25 protein-coding genes are annotated in these 19,958 nt (G+C 41.1%); 12 read left to right on the top strand and 13 right to left on the bottom strand.

The features are described 5' to 3' along the window. The first annotated feature begins 49 nt into the window (after positions 1-49). The 4 genes from WKK05_RS33735 to pstB all read left to right on the top strand — a co-directional run bounded on the left by WKK05_RS33735 (position 50) and on the right by pstB (position 4,003). Positions 50-295, top strand: a complete 246-nt coding sequence (locus WKK05_RS33735) for a hypothetical protein (protein ID WP_341527322.1) — start codon at positions 50-52, stop codon at positions 293-295. Between the two features lie 741 nt (positions 296-1,036). Next, positions 1,037-1,975 (top strand): phosphate ABC transporter permease subunit PstC, encoded by a 939-nt coding sequence (pstC, locus tag WKK05_RS33730; protein ID WP_341527321.1) that lies wholly within the window; start codon positions 1,037-1,039, stop codon positions 1,973-1,975. 9 nt (positions 1,976-1,984) lie between these two features. Next, positions 1,985-2,884: a phosphate ABC transporter permease PstA gene (gene pstA, locus WKK05_RS33725; RefSeq protein WP_341527320.1), complete on the top strand. Its 900-nt coding sequence runs from the start codon at positions 1,985-1,987 to the stop codon at positions 2,882-2,884. Positions 2,885-3,193: 309 nt separating this feature from the next. Further along, positions 3,194-4,003, top strand: coding sequence for a phosphate ABC transporter ATP-binding protein PstB (gene pstB, locus WKK05_RS33720; RefSeq protein ID WP_341527319.1), 810 nt, complete (start codon positions 3,194-3,196; stop codon positions 4,001-4,003). Positions 4,004-4,330: 327 nt separating this feature from the next. On the opposite strand, the gene WKK05_RS33715 is transcribed toward pstB, so the two are convergent. From WKK05_RS33715 to WKK05_RS33705, 3 genes are all read right to left on the bottom strand, one after another. Further along, complete coding sequence (locus WKK05_RS33715; RefSeq protein WP_341527318.1) at positions 4,331-6,124, bottom strand: tetratricopeptide repeat protein; 1,794 nt, start codon at positions 6,122-6,124, stop codon at positions 4,331-4,333. Next, entirely contained in the window at positions 6,114-7,406 is a 1,293-nt protein-coding gene (locus WKK05_RS33710; protein WP_341527317.1) for an ATP-binding protein, read from the bottom strand. The genes WKK05_RS33715 and WKK05_RS33710 overlap by 11 nt, the downstream gene beginning before the upstream one ends. 990 nt (positions 7,407-8,396) lie before the next feature. Further along, positions 8,397-8,630: a hypothetical protein gene (locus WKK05_RS33705; RefSeq protein WP_341527316.1), complete on the bottom strand. Its 234-nt coding sequence runs from the start codon at positions 8,628-8,630 to the stop codon at positions 8,397-8,399. Between the two features lie 176 nt (positions 8,631-8,806). On the opposite strand from WKK05_RS33705, the gene WKK05_RS33700 reads away from it, so the two are divergent. Together WKK05_RS33700 and WKK05_RS33695 are read left to right on the top strand one after the other, a co-directional pair. Next, positions 8,807-9,175, top strand: coding sequence for a hypothetical protein (locus WKK05_RS33700; RefSeq protein ID WP_341527315.1), 369 nt, complete (start codon positions 8,807-8,809; stop codon positions 9,173-9,175). A gap of 108 nt (positions 9,176-9,283) precedes the next feature. Then, positions 9,284-9,847: a Uma2 family endonuclease gene (locus WKK05_RS33695; protein WP_341527314.1), complete on the top strand. Its 564-nt coding sequence runs from the start codon at positions 9,284-9,286 to the stop codon at positions 9,845-9,847. A gap of 155 nt (positions 9,848-10,002) precedes the next feature. Here WKK05_RS33695 and WKK05_RS33690 read toward each other — a convergent pair whose 3' ends face one another. From WKK05_RS33690 to ndhC, 6 genes are all read right to left on the bottom strand, one after another. After that, the gene (locus WKK05_RS33690; protein WP_341531261.1) at positions 10,003-10,227 is read right to left on the bottom strand and encodes a type II toxin-antitoxin system RelE/ParE family toxin; all 225 of its coding nucleotides are present in this window, start codon (positions 10,225-10,227) and stop codon (positions 10,003-10,005) included. A 53-nt stretch (positions 10,228-10,280) separates the two neighbouring features. Further along, on the bottom strand, positions 10,281-10,628 hold the full coding sequence (locus tag WKK05_RS33685; RefSeq protein ID WP_341527313.1) for a hypothetical protein: 348 nt from the start codon (positions 10,626-10,628) through the stop codon (positions 10,281-10,283). Positions 10,629-10,733: 105 nt separating this feature from the next. After that, positions 10,734-10,868 (bottom strand): hypothetical protein, encoded by a 135-nt coding sequence (locus WKK05_RS33680; RefSeq protein WP_341527312.1) that lies wholly within the window; start codon positions 10,866-10,868, stop codon positions 10,734-10,736. 182 nt (positions 10,869-11,050) lie between these two features. Next, positions 11,051-11,608 (bottom strand): NAD(P)H-quinone oxidoreductase subunit J, encoded by a 558-nt coding sequence (locus WKK05_RS33675; protein ID WP_341527311.1) that lies wholly within the window; start codon positions 11,606-11,608, stop codon positions 11,051-11,053. Continuing rightward, complete coding sequence (ndhK, locus tag WKK05_RS33670; RefSeq protein ID WP_341527310.1) at positions 11,601-12,338, bottom strand: photosynthetic/respiratory NAD(P)H-quinone oxidoreductase subunit K; 738 nt, start codon at positions 12,336-12,338, stop codon at positions 11,601-11,603. The genes WKK05_RS33675 and ndhK overlap by 8 nt, the downstream gene beginning before the upstream one ends. Next, positions 12,329-12,691 carry a photosynthetic/respiratory NAD(P)H-quinone oxidoreductase subunit C gene (ndhC, locus tag WKK05_RS33665; RefSeq protein WP_341527309.1) on the bottom strand — a complete coding sequence of 121 codons (363 nt, stop codon included), beginning with the start codon at positions 12,689-12,691 and terminating at the stop codon, positions 12,329-12,331. The genes ndhK and ndhC overlap by 10 nt, the downstream gene beginning before the upstream one ends. 317 nt (positions 12,692-13,008) lie before the next feature. Here ndhC and WKK05_RS33660 point away from each other — a divergent pair, with 317 nt between their 5' ends. From WKK05_RS33660 to WKK05_RS33635, 6 genes are all read left to right on the top strand, one after another. Next, the gene (locus WKK05_RS33660) at positions 13,009-13,344 is read left to right on the top strand and encodes a rubredoxin (RefSeq protein ID WP_341527308.1); all 336 of its coding nucleotides are present in this window, start codon (positions 13,009-13,011) and stop codon (positions 13,342-13,344) included. Between the two features lie 101 nt (positions 13,345-13,445). After that, on the top strand, positions 13,446-14,468 hold the full coding sequence (locus tag WKK05_RS33655; protein WP_341527307.1) for a photosynthesis system II assembly factor Ycf48: 1,023 nt from the start codon (positions 13,446-13,448) through the stop codon (positions 14,466-14,468). A 225-nt stretch (positions 14,469-14,693) separates the two neighbouring features. Beyond that, positions 14,694-14,942, top strand: coding sequence for a cytochrome b559 subunit alpha (gene psbE, locus WKK05_RS33650; RefSeq protein ID WP_341527306.1), 249 nt, complete (start codon positions 14,694-14,696; stop codon positions 14,940-14,942). Positions 14,943-14,951: 9 nt separating this feature from the next. Beyond that, complete coding sequence (gene psbF / locus WKK05_RS33645) at positions 14,952-15,089, top strand: cytochrome b559 subunit beta (protein WP_015139785.1); 138 nt, start codon at positions 14,952-14,954, stop codon at positions 15,087-15,089. A 9-nt stretch (positions 15,090-15,098) separates the two neighbouring features. Then, the gene (locus WKK05_RS33640) at positions 15,099-15,221 is read left to right on the top strand and encodes a photosystem II reaction center protein L (protein ID WP_341527305.1); all 123 of its coding nucleotides are present in this window, start codon (positions 15,099-15,101) and stop codon (positions 15,219-15,221) included. 70 nt (positions 15,222-15,291) lie between these two features. Continuing rightward, complete coding sequence (locus WKK05_RS33635) at positions 15,292-15,414, top strand: photosystem II reaction center protein J (protein WP_341527304.1); 123 nt, start codon at positions 15,292-15,294, stop codon at positions 15,412-15,414. 201 nt (positions 15,415-15,615) lie between these two features. Here WKK05_RS33635 and psaI read toward each other — a convergent pair whose 3' ends face one another. The 4 genes from psaI to WKK05_RS33615 form a co-directional block, all read right to left on the bottom strand. Further along, positions 15,616-15,756 (bottom strand): photosystem I reaction center subunit VIII, encoded by a 141-nt coding sequence (gene psaI / locus WKK05_RS33630; protein WP_341527303.1) that lies wholly within the window; start codon positions 15,754-15,756, stop codon positions 15,616-15,618. 111 nt (positions 15,757-15,867) lie between these two features. After that, positions 15,868-18,720, bottom strand: coding sequence for a hypothetical protein (locus WKK05_RS33625; RefSeq protein WP_341527302.1), 2,853 nt, complete (start codon positions 18,718-18,720; stop codon positions 15,868-15,870). Positions 18,721-18,806: 86 nt separating this feature from the next. Further along, positions 18,807-19,061, bottom strand: a complete 255-nt coding sequence (locus tag WKK05_RS33620; RefSeq protein ID WP_341527301.1) for a hypothetical protein — start codon at positions 19,059-19,061, stop codon at positions 18,807-18,809. A gap of 38 nt (positions 19,062-19,099) precedes the next feature. Then, positions 19,100-19,921 carry a hypothetical protein gene (locus tag WKK05_RS33615; RefSeq protein WP_341527300.1) on the bottom strand — a complete coding sequence of 274 codons (822 nt, stop codon included), beginning with the start codon at positions 19,919-19,921 and terminating at the stop codon, positions 19,100-19,102. Positions 19,922-19,958: the final 37 nt, after the last annotated feature.

Raw genomic sequence — 19,958 nt, 5'->3', positions numbered from 1 at the left:
TTTGAGGCTAGGTAAAAGTTAAGTAGAAATCCTAGAAGAGGTTCAAGCAATGACTACAAATACAGGTAACGGACAGTCTCAACAACCAATTAGCAATCTGGAATACGATTTTATTACTGTGTTGCATAACAAAGCTGAAGCTGTTAAGGCTTATGACACATACATTCAGGATGCAGAGCAAGCCGGCTCACAGCCTTGTGTAGAGTTGTTCCAAAAATTGCGGCAATCTGATGTTCAGCAAGCACAAGAGATCCGCCAGCATCTACAAGCAGTAATGCAGCACGGTAAGATGTAGACTCACCTTAAAGTGCGATCGCCTCCGGTAGTGCGCCTAGCGCAATCGCTTAAGGAGTAATACCAAAGGCAGTGGCTCCCTGGAGAGATGAAAGGAAAAAGGGCGATCGCACTTAAATATAAAAAATATAAAATATCCTATATTGAGAATTTTCTCATTCTTTTAATTTTGTTAACTTTAGCTTTTAGCTGCAATAAGCTACAAAACCTTACGTTATAAGCCTTTTAATACTAAATTACTCTTGTAAACAACTAATAAGCCTGAATACTGCCGTATTCAGGCTTGCTTTTTTACAGCTTAGTATGTGATACTTTATCTCACAAAGAACGGTAAATCTGTCAATTTACTGGAGTATACTTGATAAGTAGTAGTGAATCAATAATTATCTGTCTTGTCTTTTGAGGCAGCGAAAACAAGGCTTTTTAGTTAAAGCTTGCTCCCTGTAAAAATGAGTATATATTCAACAATTAAGCCTTACTTACCAATAATTCTTGGTGGTAAAAAATATACCTAATATTATACATATGTATGATGCTGGTTTTCGCCTTTACACAAAAATTATTGCAATTTGATTAGCGCCAGAAGCGATCGCAGAGTAGAGAAGCAAGAAAAAACTAAGTTTTGTAGTAGGAAATCCATATTTTTGACTCATGATGTTTGTTTATTAAAATTAAAAAGTTGAAATATAAAAGTATTTTTATTTAATTGCTAACATTATTTTTTAGTTACTTTACACTAGTTATGGCCAATACAAATTTTAGAGATGAAGTAAATCACGAATATCCGAAATCTCTTGATAAGAATGCGTTTGAAGATATCTGGGAAAAAATCATTGAGGTAATTTTATTTGCCTGTGGTTTAGTTTCGATTCTGACGACTTTTGGCATAGTTTTCATTATTTTTCAGGTAACTTTTGAGTTTTTCCAACAGGTTTCGTTTGCTCAATTCTTTCTTGATACTCGTTGGACACCATTATTTGCCGATCGCCATTTTGGAGTGTGGCCATTAATCTGCGGTACTGTATTGATTACAGCGATCGCTATGTTAGTAGCTATTCCTCTAGGTTTATCTTCTGCTATTTACCTTAGTGAATACGCTTCACCGAAAACAGCGGCAATTTTACGTCCGGCGGTAGAACTACTAGCTGGAGTACCTACAGTAGTCTATGGGTACTTTGCATTATTATTTGTTACACCATTTCTACGAACTTTCTTACCCTTAGAGATTTTTAATGCTCTGAGTGCTGGACTGATGATGGGAATTATGATTATTCCGACAGTCGGTTCTATCAGCCTAGATGCTATACAAGCAGTGCCTCGCGCTCTCCGGGAAGGTGCTTATGCAATGGGAGTTACTAAATTAGAAGTAATTGGCACAGTTGTTCTGCCGGCTGCGCTCTCTGGAATTGCTGCCTCAATTATTTTGGGCATTTCTAGAGCTATTGGTGAAACAATGACGGTTTTGATTGCGGCTGGACAAGAACCAAAGCTCACCCTCAATGCCTTTGAATCTGTATCCACGATGACAGCATATATGGCCCAAATTTCTGGAGGAGATAGCCCTCGCGGCAGCATTAACTATAAAACCTTATATGCAGTGGGAGCAGTTCTATTTTTGATGACTCTTTCGTTAAATATTGTCAGTCATTGGATTGCTAAACGCTTCAAGGAAAAATATTAAATCACAGACATGGCTAATCCTACTTATCAAAATAATTTCGATGACGAATCTAATGAGTTTAGCGATAATGTTGATAGCAGAGAAACCACAGGTAAAATTTTTGAAATTCTCTTTTTGATTGGTCTTTTGATTGGTTTGTTTGTCCTAGTATTACTACTATTCGATATACTTCAAGATGGATTGTTGAGATTTTTGACACCAGGTTTTCTTACAGAGACTCCTTCTCGTTTTCCTGAATTAGGTGGTATTCGTCCCGCAATATTAGGCAGTGCTTTAATTGGTCTATTAGTTATATTAATTGCAGTTCCTATTGGTGTGGGAGCCGCTTTATATCTAGAAGAATATGCACCTAAAACTTGGTGGACTGACATCATTGAAATCAACATTGCTAATCTTGCTGGTGTTCCTTCAATTGTCTACGGATTGTTAGGATTAGGCGTTTTCAACTATCTGCTAGGCTTCGGCCCAGTTTTGATTTCTGGAGCGCTCACTTTATCATTACTCTCCCTGCCTTTGATTATTGTGACAGCCAGAGAAGCAATTCGTGCAGTTCCCAATCCTTTAAGAGAAGCTTCTTATGGCTTGGGAACAACTAAATGGCAAACCGTAAGCAATCATGTTTTACCTTATGCAATTCCAGGCATTTTAACTGGGGTGATTATTGCTGTCTCACGTGCTATAGGTGATGCAGCTTCTCTCATAGTTATCGGAGCAGTGAGCTTTTTGACATTTAACCCTGGTTTATTTCAACGCTTTATGGCTTTGCCCATCATCATTTACAACTACATTACTCGTCCTGAACCAGGTTTTGGCAATGCTGCGGCAGCAGGGATTATTGTTTTGTTGTTACTGATTTTTGTACTCAATGGTGCAGCCATATATATCAGGCAACGCTTCACAATGCGGTAATAAACTTGGGATTAGCAAAGAGAAAACTTAGTAGCAAAACTAAAGATACTACGGTAATACCAATTATGTATGAAGATGCATATAAAAAGACCCTTCTGTAGTCTTCCCTTGGCAAGTCGAATTACCCCCCTTAATCCCCTTATAAAGGGAGAGACAATAAATCTAATTCCCTCCCCTTTCCAAGGGGAGGGTTAGGGTGGGGTAAAAATATATGCAGCTTCACAAAGTAACGGTAAGTTAATTTCGTTTGTTTTTTAAGCAATAAATTGGGATTTTTCTCAATCGTAAATAGTGGGAGTAACACAGGGTATGCGCTCAAATAATGTAGTAAATAACAAACAAGATACGGCAATTTTTCGTGCTGACACTGTGAGAGTTTATTATGGTGGCTTTATGGCACTTCGGGAAGTAAATATGGAAATTCCCGAAAAGCAAATTGTCGCCTTTATTGGGCCTTCGGGATGTGGTAAAAGTACTTTACTGCGCTGCTTCAATCGTATGAATGATTTAATACCTGGAGCTAGGGTAGCAGGACAGCTGAATTACCGGGGTAGAGACATTTATGACAGCAAAACGAATCCGGTGAAGTTGCGGCGTCAAGTCGGGATGGTATTTCAGAGACCAAATCCTTTTCCTAAATCGATTTACGAAAACATTGCTTTTGGGCCACGCGCTAACGGTTATAAAGGCAACCTGGACGATCTTGTAGAGGATTCACTGCGACGAGCGGCAATTTGGAATGAGGTAAAGGATAAGCTGAAGTCCAAAGGCACAGATTTATCTGGAGGACAGCAACAGCGGCTTTGTATTGCCAGAGCGATCGCCATGAAACCAGATGTATTATTAATGGATGAACCCTGTTCTGCTTTAGATCCGATTTCCACACGAGAGATTGAAGAGTTGTGCGTAGAACTAAAAGAACAGTACACCATCATCATGGTGACTCATAATATGCAGCAAGCTACACGCATATCAGATTTAACCGCATTTTTCAACACAGAAACCGATGAAACTGGCAAGCGTCGAGGAAAACTAGTCGAAGTCGGTACTACCAAACAAATATTTAGTACTCCTACCTCTGGAGAAACAGCCGACTACATCAGTGGACGATTCGGTTAAGTAATACACCGCACATACACCCTTGTAGAGACGCGATTCATCGCGTCTTCACTTCACTCAAAGATGTGGCAATCATTAATTGAATTGGTATAACAAATCCTACATACGAATGGCACTAAGAAAAGCGTAAATCACTGGTATTACTGGCTTTTGGGTGTGGGGTTGCAGGTTCGGGTGTGGGTAATTAAGAAGATGTTGAACTTTTTGACGCATTCGCATTCAATTGTCTGGAACACTACCCCCAACACCCTGCCCTGACGAGGTTTCACCTTTTCTTAGTGGCATTCTCCTACATACATCCTTGTAGAGCGTTGCAATACAACGTCTCTACTGATTGCTACAATTATTTTGCATTGCTGCATCAAGTTTTGCCAGATTTTGATGAACAGCGATAGTACGAGGATGACTTGTGCCCCAAACTCGTTGACAAACATCTAAAGCTTCCTCGTAAAGGGGTTTTGCTTCGTTGTAGCGTCCAGTTACACGATAGATTTCTGCCAAATTATTCAGACTTTCAGCAACATTGGGATGGTTTTCTCCCAATAAATGTTTATCAAATTCTAAAGCTTGTACACACAAAGGTTCAGCCTCATTGTAGCGCTCCTGCTCTCTGTACATATAACCAAGAGCGTAAATAGTATCTGCCAATAGGGGATGCGCCTTTGGTAATAGACGCTGCTTAAGTTCTAAAGATTGCAGAAACAATGATTCAGCTTCAGAGTAGCGTGCTTGAGCGCGGTAGATCAATCCCAAATTGTGAAGGTCTGTAGCAACATCAGGATTATCTTCGCCTAAAAATCGCTTATCTAACTCTACCGCTTGTTGCGACAACGGTTCAGCTTCACTGTAGCGTCCTTGATGATAATAAAGCAGTGCTAAATTATTTAGCATGAAAGCGAAAGAAGGATGATTTTCGCCAAGCAGACTTTTTGCAAGTTCTAGCGATCGCAAATAAAGCGGTTCTGCTTCTTCATAGCGTCCTTGTTCATCGTACAGCAGTGCTAAGTTATTTAAACTAGCGGCAACATCGGGATGATTTTCTCCCAAAAGACGTTTTCTTAGTTCCAAAGCTTCTTGATATAGAAGTTCTGCTTTCTTGTAATGTCCAGTAGATTTGTAGAGTCCCGCTAGGTTATTGAGGCTAGTAGCGAGAGAAGGATGATTGTCTCCTAAAAGACGTTTCCTGAGTTCCAAGGCTTGTTGATACAGGGGTTCTGCTTCGCTGTAGCGTCCTGTTGCGCGGTATAACCCTGCTAAATTATTCAGGTTAGCAGCCAAATCTATCTGCAAACCTAATTCATTTTGTAGCTCGATCGCCTTATACCAATACCTAATTGCTAGTTCCTGTTCTTGTTTGTAATTTTGAGACTCTCCCCGATCTAATCTGCTGTGGTAAATATCGCCCAACCTTGAGTATAAGGTAGCCAAGCTAGGGTCTTTAGTTCCCCGTTCCTGTTCTATCTTGTCGATTAACCTTTGTAAATCTTGGATGGGTAAGAAAAAAGGGTTATCTTCATCAGTATCTGTGCTGGCTAATTCCGTGTCTCGAAAAACAAAGCGAATAGATTCTAGTTCCTTCCCAGCGATCGCATTTGTCTTTTTAGAGACAAACTTAAAAACACCATTGCGCCAACTCCAAAAATCAGGAGCTTTTTTAATCAAGTTGACTAAAATTTGGTTAGTCACCCAAAGGACGATCGCAAAAGGAAAATCGCGCAATCCTTCTCTTGTCCACTGTAAGTAACCAAAAAACTTCTCCTGTTCCGATTGTTCCTCCCCCAGTCTGAGAAAATAAAACTGCTCAGTACCTGTGACAGTAATGACTGCTGGGTTACGTTGCTGGAGATATTCTTCTTGTTGTACCAGTTGATTCAGTGCAGCTTTCAGGCTCGGTTCCTTGCGTGGTAAAGTCACCCGATAGGTACGAAAAACTGGTTGTAGTTCAGTTTCATACTGGCTAATAATCTCATCCTGAAAGTTAGCATCATCACAAACTGCAATCAGTAAATTCAAGCCCTGCTTTCGAGGTTCAATAGAAACAATTAAATCATCATAAGCATCTAGATTATCCTCATCATTATCTAACAAGTCTTCATCATCTAAAGATTCTTCATGCCACATTGACGACTCCCTGACTTTTCAGGCTTTCTATGATAATCGGGTGAACATCGTACCAAGTTTCTTCACTGCGATATTCTAAGATGTACAATCCATGTAGTAAATCTAAAAACTCTGCTTGTTTGGGGTCATTCGGCATGAATTGTTGATAAATACTTTGCAAAATACCTATATCAACTTTTCCTAAACATATAGAAAAGTCATTGCGTATTTTGTTGATTGCTTGGGCTAATATTTTATCATCAATCAAAACCTTAGCAGATGGATTTCGCCGGATCATTCGTAAGCAAATCCGGCAACATTCTTTAGAAATCCGAATTAACTCTCGCAATACACCACCACTGTAAATAACAATTTTTTCAGCAGTGTCATCTGCGATTAATTCACTAGGAATCCGTTTCCGTAAAACTTCACCAAGAATTTTAGTTGTTTCCGGACGAGGTTCTGCGTAAGGTAGCCTGTTTTTACCTTTCTCAAAAATTTTTAAGACAGGCATGGCTACAACTTGGTCGTTAGTCTCTGTAGCAATTATTGTGCTGATAAATGTTTCGCGAAGCACTGCGATCGGGATAGTGTAAATGATGCGAAAATTAGGCTGGCAAAGAGCTTTAATATTATCTTTATATATTTCATTGACTCTTCCTAAGTCGAGTTTATCTAAATCATCAATAATTACCAATACGTCTTGTTTGGTAGCTGCTTGAATAAGAGCAGCAATTTCGTTAATTCTGGCAACTAAATCTGATATTTTACGTTCAAATTCTTGCTTAATTTCATCGCGAACTGTAGCGTCAGCTTTTAATTTAGAGCTAATCAACTTCAACAAGTCAAAACCTATTGAAGCTTCTGCTTGAAAATTTAATTCTTCAGTGCGAGTACGGGTAGCAAACCATTTATAAAGAGCTTCTTTAGTAGATTGAGGAATTTCAACTTTACGTGCTTCTGCCTCAGTCATTAAATTTACTGCGATCGCAAACAGAATATTAATATGGTTAACTGCCGACATTTCAATTTTGTCTGCAATAGAGAATAACACTACAAAATACTTATCTTGGATTTGTCTGCTGAACTCAGCTAACAAACTGGACTTACCACATCCTCGATGTCCTGTAAAGACAATTTTGCCATCTCCATTGGGACTGTCTTCAACTAATTGTCTCAGGTCTGCGATTAAATCATCACCATATTGCACCCGGAATCTTTCCATTTCGTTTTGTTCCATTAATGGAAACAGCTCGAGATTGCTGTATGCTTCTTGAAAGGAGTTTAATAATTCTTGAGTCATAAGATAGTGCCGTAAACGTGCCAACTATTCATATAATGGCTCATCATTTTTGAAGCAAAAATTAAGGCAAGTGCAACCTTAATAGCTATGTTAATAAATGGCTACTAAGTGGTTACTAACTTATCTTTTTAAAAGGTAAGCTCTATCTCCGAGAGTGCTAACGAGAAAATAAGTAATAGGAGTGATAAATAAATAATAATGAATAACAAATTATACATTTGCTAAATAGCAATAGATGATGGATTATACATTTGAAATAGTGAAAGTTACTTAACAAATAAATAAAATAAAGTTTTCAGTTATAAAAACAAATTTTTAGTGTGCTTCGTCTCATCCCCCTCTAGCCGATGCAATGGGAAGCTGTTGTTACTACTGGTTTACTAGGTATTTATCTCACTTTTGCAAATATACTTATTACTGTAAGCCGGAAGTCAAAAGTCAAGGCTTCGGCTACTTCGGCTACGCTAAGCACAAGTTCGCTCAGCCTTGACCCTGAAGCGCAGTCGAAGGGTCAAAAGTCAAAAAGCTTAGAAGACAGGCTTTTGAATAATTTGAAATAGTTGCTTTATTTACGCCGTACTGTTTTACCCCACCCTAACCCTGCCCTTGCAAAGGGGAGGGAACTGGATTTCTTGTTTCCCCCCTTGGAAATGCTACCGTGTACACACAAGTCGGAAACAGTTCACTTATCTGGGTTTAAGCGTTGGTTTTACCCCTCCCTAACCCTCTACTTTACAAGGGGAGAGAACTAGATTTTTTGTTTCCCACCTTTATAAGGGGGGATTAAGGGGGGTAATTTACCGTAGCCCCGAAAAGTCGAGAGGTTTTGATTCTTGCTCCCCTTCCCTTGCAGGGAAGGGGCTGGGGGTTAGGTTTGAAAGAAAGTTGCACACGGCGCTAAAAAGCATTCTTTTAATTCCGCCTTGCGGTAATAGTCGTAACCCCACGGATAAATTTATCCGTGGGGTTGTTCTGTTGAGCTAATTAAGGTTATGGAATTATTTGAACAACTTTCATCAAACTAGCTTTTGCGACTTCAAAACCAGCTTTTGCGACTTCAAAACCAGCTTTTGCGACTTCAAAACTAGCTTTTGCGACTTCAAAACCAGCTTTTGCGACTTCAAAACTAGCTTTTGCGACTTCAAAACCAGCTTTTGCGACTTCAAAACCAGCTTTTGCGACTTCAAAACTAGCTTTTGCGACTTCAAAACTAGCTTTTCTCAACAAATTTAAGCAAATATACCCGCATCTATTAGTTGGCTAATGCCATCCAATGCTTTTAAAATTCTGTAACTTCACTGTGGCTGGTGCATCTGCTTATTGCATATTTTGATGATATATAAATAACTCAGTGTATAAGATCATGGTTATTTATAAATTAATCCAAATAGGAAAACTATATGACGCAACGGAAACGAAACTCCATCGCACTTACCAAAGCTGAACGACGGATTGAAGGAATGCAGACAATTAACCCTGAGTTAAACTTTAGTAATGGGTTTTCAATTGCTACTTACAACACTAAAGTAATTGAGTTACGAGAAAAGCTAGCCGCTTATAATCAAGCACAAACAATAGTAGATAAGACACACAATGCATTAATAGAAGCAGAACGCGAGTTAAATACTTATTCTGAACAAATGCTGTTAAATGTTGCATCTCACTATGGCAAAAGTAGTGATGAGTATGAGATGGCTGGTGGAACGCGCAGATCAGACCGTAAAAAAGCACGTCCAGTAGTCAACCAAACAGTGACATCTGTGAAGTGATTGTTTGGACTCGCTGCTTCTTTAGATAAGGGTGCGTTGACCTTTGTGACAACGCACCATTAAAATTAATATAAAGCTAATTAAACTCTTTTTTACAAGAAAGCCCTAATGCTACAAACCCCATCTAAATCGATAACTTTAGATGAGTTTCTCAAGCTACCAGAAACAGAACCTGCTAGCGAATATATTGATGGGCAAATCATCCAGAAACCAATGCCGCAGGGTAAGCACAGCACAATTCAAACCGAGTTTTCTACTACTATCAATGTAATTCTTAAACCGCAACAGATTGCACGAGCATTTTCAGAGTTACGTTGCACATTTGATGGACGCTCAATAATTCCAGATGTGTCTGTGTTTACTTGGGAGAGAATTCCCCGCGATGAAAAAGGCGAGGTTGCTAATACCTTTTTAATAGCTCCTGATTGGACAATTGAGATTCTATCACCTGACCAAAGTCAAACAAAAGTCACCAAAAATATTTTGTGTTGCCTCAATTCTGGCACTCAAATGTGTTGGTTAATTGATCCAAATGAGCAAACAGTGTTTGTTTATCTTCCCAAGCAGCAACCAGAAGTATTTGATGAACCACAGCAAAAACTTCCTGTTCCATCTTTTGCTAATGAGTTAAATCTGAGCGTGGCGTCTGTTTTTGGGTGGTTATTAGAGTAATTTTTTTACAGATTTGGTTGTGATGTTTGATGGTGATCGCTTCATATTCTCCTTTATCCAATGTTTGCTTTAAGAGTTGAGCAAGCGGTTACGGTAATTGCTGAGGATGTCGAGAGGGAGTAGGTAGCCTAATCTTTTCAACATGAAAATTAATACTAACGAGGTCGATTCTCTCGCCCGTGATAGATGCGTAGAATAACAACATCATCCTCAAGAATAACGTAGTGAATTATAAAGCCGTACTTACCAAAAGAAACCAAAAGTTTTCGTAAGCCTGCTATTTCATCTACGATTGCACCTCGACGAGGATTCTGCTCTAGACTTTCGCCTGAAGAAACAATTGCTTGTACTGCACGTACTGCTGCATCAGGATTATTCAGTTTTACAAAATCGTAATGACGATTTAAGTCGTCAATTGCAGTTTCAGTCCAAACTATCTAGGACATGGACGTTCTCGATCTGTTCCCAAACTTTCAGCCCATTCACGCACGTGATCATGGGCTATTCCTGAACCTTTGGAACGGTAAGCTTCGAGAGCAGATTGACTCTGCTGAAGCATTTGGGCTTCAGTAAGAGGTTGAAAATTTAATCCTGTGTCTATCTCTCCGTACTCAAATGATTCTTCCGTCGTTTGAGTAGTTTGATGTGTCAGTAATCGCTCAAAATCTTCTAAAGAATTGGATGTACCAGACAGCCATGTTAACAGGAGAGTTTTCACCTGTTCTCCAGGTAATGTTTTAAGATGCTCTAAAATTTGTTGCCTAATATTGCTGGCTGTCATAAGCTTTTAATTTTTGTAGTAGCTCTGCTGTAAATACAACATTTTTTACGAGCATATCTAATTTTAACCTGCACTAGATGTTGGAATTAGCCAGATTTTAGGATTTTAATTAGTCCAGCGATGTCTACGACGGGCTACGCCTACGCACCAATGACGATAGAGATGCTGAGTGCGATCGCAAAAGAACAAGAAGGTTGTTGCAGAAATACAGGTGTAATATCCCTTTTTCGCTTCTAGCATGGGGTTCTGTAGGCTTTGATTAACCTTTGTCTTGTTTAAAACCACACTCTTTGGCGTCCTTCTTTGCGCCTTTGCGCAAGACATGGAAAACATAACCCCTCTCCGCCACCGGAAAGGGGTTAATCACTATCGAAACACTATATTGTACAGACGCGATGAATCGCGTCTCTATTCAGCACTACTTAATAAGCATCCTGCAACTCATAGAAATCAGGCGAGACGTAATCCTTCCGCAAAGGCCAACCCACCCAATCTTCCGGCATCAAAATTCGCTTGAGATTCGGGTGTCCTTCGTAGATAATGCCAAACATATCGTAAGCTTCGCGCTCTTGCCAATCTGCGGTTTTCCAAATCCAGTACACAGAAGGCACTCTCGGATTTTCCCGTGGTAAGAACACTTTAACTCGCACTTCTTCAGGGCGATCGCCATTATCACCGACTTTAATTAAGTGATACACGCTCACCAATTCTTGCCCAGGCCCAAGGTCAACACCACCTTGAAACTGAAGATAATTAAACCCGTAAGCATACAAAGCTGTAGCGGTGGGGAGCAAGAAATCAGGCTCAACCTTAATAATCTCTACCCCGTTCTTGTCTGGTTCCGAAAACTCATGATCAAAGCCATTTTCGGTCAGCCACTTGGAAATTTTACCAGCTTCTACTAGAGATTCTTGAGCTGCTGGTAATGGTTTAGACTCTGCTTCGTCTGCTGGTACTGCTTTAGATTCTTCTTCAGCCACGGTTTTGTTCCTCCTTTTGCGCTTTTTCTGTCAACAACGCAGGCGGTACTGGTAGACCGATCGCTTCTGTCAATTCTTTAGGTGGTGTAAAGCGAGTTTCTGACTGCAAATACTTCCCAGTTAAAATTTCATCTACTGGCTTGAAGTTATGAGTCGTGCTGTAGTAGCGGTGAGTTTGCTTAATCTTACTCCGCTCCTGCATCGAATCATTAGTAATCTTCTTCCGTAGCTTAATAATTGCGTCAATAATCGCTTCTGGACGGGGAGGACAACCAGGCAAGTACACGTCTACAGGAATTAGTTTATCAACTCCACGCACTGCTGTAGGAGAATCAACGCTAAACATCCCACCAGTAATCGTGCAAGCTCCCATAGCGATGACATACTTCGGCTCTGGCATTTGCTCATAAAGACGCACCAACTGCGGAGCCATCTTCATAGTAATCGTCCCTGCCGTAATAATTAAATCAGCTTGGCGGGGGCTAGAACGGGGAATTAGCCCAAAGCGGTCAAAGTCAAACCGGGAGCCAATTAGAGCTGCAAATTCAATAAAGCAGCAAGCAGTACCAAACAGCAAAGGCCACAAACTAGAAAGCCGCGCCCAGTTGTAGAGGTCATCAACCGTCGTCAAAATGACGTTTTCTGAAAGCTCTTGTGTAACTGAGGGACGCTCAATAGGGTTGATGATTCGCTCTTTGTCCTGAGTTGTTAAGTTAGAATTCAAGACCACTCCAAAGCTCCTTTACGCCATGCGTACACTAAGGCGACTACAAGAATTGCAATAAAGATTAGTGCTTCAATAAATGCCAATAGCCCCAAACGGTGGAACGCTACTGCCCAAGGATACAAAAACACAGTCTCCACATCAAAAACGACGAAGACCAGGGCAAACATATAGTAGCGGATGTTGAACTGAATCCAGGCTCCCCCAATGGGTTCCATACCAGATTCGTATGTAGTGCGCCGTTCTGGGCTGTAACTACTGGGTCGTAAGAGCTTGGACGCTGAGAGCGCTAAGGCAGGTACTAGGCTACAGATGAGTAAGAAGCCTAGAAGATACTCGTAACCGCTGAGGACAAACACAATGAATATCTACCGCTTAAGGTGTAATCAGATTAGGGACTGGGGACTAGAGACTGGGGACTAGGAACTAGGGAATAAGAACTAAAAATTTAATTCTTTCCTACACGCTCTAGGCAATCCCTAATACCCAGTACCCAATCCCCAATCCCTTAATTCCGTAACTTCTTTTTACATTATATCTTTTTGGCTTTTCTGAAATCTGGGAAACAGATGCACTTCAAGTATTTGATTCGTTTTTGCTAGTGATAGAAAAGTCTAACAGTTATGTCATAATTTTTAACGTATATTTAAGATTTCTCCTCTGCGAGGCTTTAGCCATGAGCGAACAAGGTGTTGAGACTACGGTGTTAGACCGCTATGAGTGTCGCGCCTGCGGTTATGTTTACGAACCTGAAAAGGGAGACGACAAGGATGATATTCCTTCAGGAACGCCTTTTGCAGAGCTACCTGTAAATTGGCGGTGTCCCGTTTGTTCTGCAAAGAAAACCGCTTTCGCCAACATTGGCCCTGCGGGTACAGCATCCGGTTTCAAAGAAAATCTCGGTTATGGTTTGGGTGTCAACAAGCTGACGCCAACTCAAAAAAATATCCTGATTTTTGGTGCTTTGGCTCTTGGCTTCTTGTTTTTTATTAGTCTTTACGGCTTACAGTGACACCCGAAACCTTTTTACTCAGTTTAAAGGCTAGCCAAAGCTCTTAACGTAAACCTTTTAGAAAACCCTTAGACAAATTTAGAAACAAGTAAGAAATACTGATGCATTCAATTGTGAGAAGTTGGCAACGAATATTTGCCTTGTTGATAGTAGTCATTATGTGCATAGGTTGTAGCCAAGTCCCCTCCGTTAGCTACAATCCCTGGAAAGCCATTTCTGTGCCAACAGACTCAAAGTTACTGGATATTGCCTTCACTGATAATTCTCAACATGGTTACTTAGTTGGTAGCAATGCTACCCTTCTGGAGACAAATGATGGGGGTGAAACTTGGAAACCGATAACACTACAACTGGATGAATCAAAGTCTCGTTTTGACTCAGTAAGTTTTACTGGCAAAGAAGGTTGGATTGCGGGAGAACCAGGGCTGCTTCTGCACACGACTGATGAAGGTGCTTCATGGTCGCGCATTCCTTTGAGTGAAAAGTTACCAGGTAGCCCGATCGCTGTCAAGGCACTGGCAGAAAATACAGCTGAAATTGCTACGGATGTAGGAGCAATATACAAAACTACAGATGGTGGCAAAAACTGGAAAGCCCAGGTGGAATCAGCGGTTGGCGTGGTGCGTAACTTGGAACGTTCTGCTGATGGCAAATATGTAGCAGTTTCGGCCAAAGGGAACTTTTACTCGACTTGGGAACCAGGGCAAAATGCTTGGGTTCCTCATAATCGCAATAGTTCTCGGCGGGTAGAAAACATGGGTTTTGCTGACGGTGGTCAGTTGTGGATGCTAGCAAGGGGTGGTCAGATTCAATTTAATGACCTAAATAAACCTGATGAGTGGCAAGAAGCAAAATATCCAGAGTTGTCCACCAGTTGGGGTTTGCTGGATTTGGCCTATCGCACACCTAATGAAATTTGGATAGGTGGCGGTAGCGGTAATTTACTGCGGAGTGGTGACGGTGGCAAAACCTGGGAAAAAGACCGTCAGGTGGAAGAAGTCGCTGCTAATTTATACAAGATTGTTTTCTTCAACCCCGATCAGGGATTTATTATTGGCGATCGCGGTGTTTTACTGAAATATTTTCCCAATCCTGAGAAAACCTCTCAAGCAGAAGCAGCTTAGTGATTAAGAGTACACGGTGAAGGGTGATGAGGGACTAGAAAGAGACAGGAGAGCAGGGAGAAAGAGAAGAAATTGCTTTTTCATTACTCCTGATCCCCAGTACCCAGTCCCTAATCCCCAATACCCAATACCTAATTTCTGAGAAGGACGTTGCAACTTGTAACTCTTTCTAAACTTTGTAGGATAATAAACTCAATACATCCTTTGCGAAGGTAGGGAATCTCAATGTCAGGTACCACTGGAGAGCGTCCGTTTTCGGACATTGTAACCAGTATTCGTTACTGGGTAATTCACAGCATCACAATCCCCGCATTGTTTATTGCTGGTTGGTTATTTGTGCAAACTGGACTGGCTTATGATGCCTTTGGCACACCACGTCCCAATGAGTATTTCACACCAGCACGGCAGGAAGTGCCAATTGTGAAAAACCGTTTTGAAGCTAAAAAGCAAGTTGAACAATTTATTGGAAAGTAGTTTGAGATCATGACTAGCGGCAATAACATCAATCAACCAGTTACCTATCCAATTTTTACGGTTAGATGGCTTGCAGTTCACACATTAGCTGTGCCAACTGTGTTCTTTTTGGGCGCGATCGCCGCAATGCAGTTTATTCAACGCTAGGAGCAACTCATGGTAGAAAGAACGCCCAATCCTAATAATCAACCGGTTGAACTTAACCGGACTTCACTATACCTGGGACTACTACTAGTTTTCGTTCTAGGGATTCTGTTTTCCAGTTACTTCTTTAACTAACAGGAAGTACTGTTGTTAATCTTTGTTTATTTAACCTGTGTTAATTTTTTGTTAAGGGAGGAGAGAAGCTGTGTCTGCTGGAAGCGGAAGAATTCCCCTGTGGGTCGTCGCTACGATCGCAGGTTTAGGTGCAATTACTGTTTTAGGCATTTTCTTTTATGGTGCCTACGCCGGAATCGGTTCTTCGATATAAAAATAGTTAGAACCGAGTACCATTCAGTATAGAATTTCTAGCATTTGTTTAGAAATCAGCATTAAAAAACCGCCTGTCTCTTTGAGATAGGCGGTATTGCTATATTCATTAACTTGGTTAGTGAATTGATAATTAAGCAATTGGTAAAAAGTTAAAGTAGCCTATATACCAATTACCAATTATCAATTGCTTATTAACCAATTAAGCAGCATCTTCGCGTTCAATGTATAAAAATAGAAACGCGAACACCGCACCTGGCAAAACCCAACCAATGATGGGAACTAAGATAGAAGACAAGTAGGAAGTGCTTGCCAAGATAGAGGGTAAAAATGCAGATGCCATAGTAAACATTCCTGTTAAATCACACTACAATTCAAGATGAGCTTACTGCAAATCCTGCCAAGTTTTTGAAATTCTTGCATATTTTTAACACAGCCTCTGTTTGGGTCATATTCACATACCCATTAATTCATCGATCTGCAAGGTCGGTAAATCTGGAGGAATCACAGTCCGCACGATTGTGACTTTATGGCTCTCCTGTTTGCTTATTGGATCAAGAGCGATCGCCTCTACGCGAATTTCCAAGCAGCCAAACGGAATATTTAATTGTGTCAACACTTCCACCCCTCCCTGAGAATTAGGCAGCAAATTTTTCAGCAAATGGGGCCCATCTAGCAACCAGCGAGTTTGGTAATCCTCGACCCATAGTTTAACAACAACTTGCGGAGGTACGTCAGGCAGTTCTACACGCACTCTTACAGACTTGCCAGCCGGTAATTCGCCATCTGGTAAATGCAGCTGTGGAATTGGTAAAGGCTTGATAATTGCCGCAGTCGTAGGCAGAGAAAGGGATAAATCTGATAAGAATTGCTCTTCCTCAGACGCTTGATTCCTTGTCGTATCGGCTTCTGGCTCACTGTATGTATCATCTACAACGATTTCTTGCGCTAACCAAGCTGATAGTGTCTTAATAGGAAGGTCAAACGGTAGTTCTGGTAATGGATGAGATGGCAAGGAGGCTTCCTCTCGTATATTTTTTATCTCCGTGTTTAGCTCTACTTCTATATTCTCTTCTTTGGCTATCTCTTGAAGTTCTGAATCGGGGCTTTCGCTACTCAGACTTCTGTGTGCATCTGTATTAACTTCCGTTTCAGTATCTAGCAAGTTCACATCAATACTCGGAGTTTCAGCGCTTCCTGATAGGGGCGTCTGCTCAAGCGATATACCTGTGTCAGTATCTAGTTGTAATGGCAAATTGACATCAGTACTCCGAGCTTCAGCATTTCCAGACAGAGGCGTCTGTTGAACTGAGAAAGAAGTTTCGTACTGCTTATTAACAGATTCCGGCAAAGAATAGCCTTGACTCTGCATCCACTTCCTAATCAAGGGGGATGCTCGGTTACCTGCTGTGGAGAGTAATCCACTAGGCTGGGCTACCAATTCGGTAACAGTTTCATCGTTGAATTCTGTACTCGGTTGCACTACCACTTGAGCAATCGACTCTTCAATGAATTCTGCACTCGACTGGGCTATTTCAGCAACAGACTCTTCCTGAGATTGTGCTTCGTCTGCTGCGAATTCAAGTGAACTTAATTGAGGTGCATTTTCATCTTCAACTACATTTACATTGAAAGGCTGAAAATCTTCAATATCTTGAGATTTTAACCTATCTGTCGCATTGTCTTCTACTTCTTCTGCCTGAGTTGGCAAAGCTTTGAGTCGTCTCAAATATCGAAAAGTAACATCTACCTTTGGAACTCGCCGATGTTTGATAAGTAACTGCTCCAAGTTGATGGCAGCCATAGGAGGAGCTTTTTCTACAGGCTCTTCCAGAGCAGGTAGTTCTGCAATAGCAGTAGTAACGATCGCTTGATCATCTGCGGCGGCGATCGCCTTTAGCACTGCGCTTTGCTCAATTGCATTAGTTTGCACAGGAGCAGGTAACTTCGGCAATTGCGGCGTCTCATCTGAATCCTTCAACGTAGCCGCCCGTAAGGTTGCTTCTCGCAGAACTTGCAAGTTAATTTGTGGTGGCAGGGGTTTATTTGGGGATGGATTAAATATCAATGACTGATCTGGCTTTCGAGTTTTGACCAGATTGAAAAGTTTTAAATCAAGGCTAAAAGCCGGCTCTGACTCTGTCTCAATATTTGGCGGCGTCGACACTCCGTTAGGGTCAGCTAACAGATTAGATGTACTAGATTTTGCTGCGGCTGTGATTGTCAGTAATTCTGTCACATTCGCTGTGATAGTGAAGGACTGACTAGCTAAAATAACTTCATTAACATTAGCGAGTCCACCATACAAACTAATATCTGCCAAAATCAGCTTAGATTTGCACTCAGCAGGAATATCAATTGAGGTGTTAATAGTGAAAGGCAATACCTGATCTGGTAAGCTTTGCCGCACTTGGGTGAGTATTTCCGACTTTAGGGGTGAGCGCAAGTCAATTCTTAGTTCAAGCGCACAAAGGCTGTTTAAGGCTGATATCTCAGCTGCATCTAGATTCGTCTTGTCTTTTAATTCTACGTTTCCTTCAACTTTGAGAGTTTGCCCCCAATGAGCAATGTAAGTTTCCTTTGCCAAAGTTAGCAGTAATGGTGGCGGTGGTTGTATTGCTGAAAAATCTCTAACAGTTTGATTCTCCGGCAGAAGCTCAGAGGCAGGGAAAGCTAATTCTATTAAGTTTTGTAAAATTTGTTCTGCCGTCTCACCTTTAAGCCAAACAGGCCTAACAGGCTGATCGATAACTGTATCTTCTTTATTTTCTTTGTTCTCAGATAGCTGTTGAGTAGCAATTACTAGTTGTCTAGGGAGAGAAATAGCTTTATTTAGGATAACGGGTTCTACTGGGACGGTGGATATAAAATTAGCATCAGAAATAGTATTCGGTTGTTCGGGTGATTGAATGGTAGTGTCAAAAGCAGGATTAGATTCTAGATTCTCCTTCTCTGTTTTTTGCGGCAAAACCTGCACTTGGACGCTGTGTTGCCAAGCTTCACCAACCAGTTCCGACATTAAATCGCAGTAGCAGCGAAATTCCCAAACTCCTGGCTTGAAGTAAGTAAAGGGAATTACCGCCATTAAACCTTCTGTGTTCGTGCGACGCGATCGCTTAAAAATTCGCCGTTTTGGTGGAACTTCCTGGGTTGAGGAGTAGGTAATCCGCACTTCCACATCTGTATTAGGAAGGTGAGAACGAGCCAAAACTCTATACTCACCTTCCAAAATTTCTAAATTTGGCCATTCCAGGAGATGCCAAGAGCGAGCGTCCTGTTTCTGTATCAGAAATTGCCAGTGTTCCATTGTATGTGATGCCCACACCGAAGAGCCGCTGAGTAATATTTTGCATTAGCTTGCTTGCAAGTTTAACCCAGCAATTTATAATTACATCACTTACTTGAAACACCATAGCAATTTTGATAGTAAGCCAAAATTTCACTAACGCGTTCCCGGCTTTCTGAACCAGAGCTTGCTGTCCATAATATCCACAAGCCACTAATTTGACTTTGACTGTAATCAAACTGCTGAGATGACTGGGGAATCAAATCCACTTCTACCCCTTCCACTTGACGTAAATGAGCGGCCATCTCTCGATAGACCGCTAAAGGCAAACCAGCCAATTCAATTTTTTCCTTAGTTTCCATCTTGATCAAGTTTTACCACTTCCACCACTTATAAAATTTTAGAGTGGCGTGACCATAGAAATAGGGTTATTGCTAGCATTTGAAGCTGAAGGTGCTGTGTTGACAGGTGCTTCCCCTACCGTTTTAGCAACTTCAATTCCATATTGTTCCAGAACCACGGTAGGATTATAGCCTTCATTCATTTCAATACGTTTAACTAAAACGCCATTTGCTAATCGCTGTCCTGCTTCTACATATCGACTCGTTGGCTCATTTGGTACTTTGATAATTGCTTGGGGTTCACTACCAATTAGAACTACACCACTCACAAAAACTGCCTTTGCTAACTCAGGTTGTGCTGGTGGTGGTAATACAGATACCAAACTAGGATTGGGGAGAACTTGAGGTAAAACTTTAGGTAGAACTGTAGGTAAGCCCGGCTTTTTTGCTATCCGTACAGCAGCAGGTTTATTTTTTTGTTGATTCTGAGATGTGCTGTTGATTGCCGTTTTTAGCCCCGCTGTCGATGCGGTTGGTAGCTGAGGTAACACAGGAACAGGTCTTGCACCTGTATTGTTAGGAGTCACAGCAACCGTTTGTCCAAAGAGTTGTGCGAACGGGTCAGTTCGCCCTTTTTGCACCACAACTATCCGTTCTGTAGCATTAGTGGATTGAATCAAGCCAACATTTGCAGCAGGAACTTGGGGAATCTGTTTGGCAGGCACTACTGGATTTTTAAAGGTTTGAGTCGCTGGTGGCGACTTTGCTGCCGTTTTAGGAATTGGTGTCGGATTAATCACTTGTGGTGTGTCTTCAGAAGCACATCCAGCGATCGCGAGAGTTAAAATGGCTGCAACTGCAATTTTTGAATTTCTGCCCATGAGCCGTTCTTAAAAGCATTGAAAAATGTGCTTGTGG

This window comes from Nostoc sp. UHCC 0302, from assembly GCF_038096175.1.
Lineage (GTDB): Bacteria > Cyanobacteriota > Cyanobacteriia > Cyanobacteriales > Nostocaceae > UHCC-0302.
The sequence above is the reverse complement of the archived record's forward strand: the minus strand, read 5'-3'. Positions and strand labels throughout refer to the sequence as shown.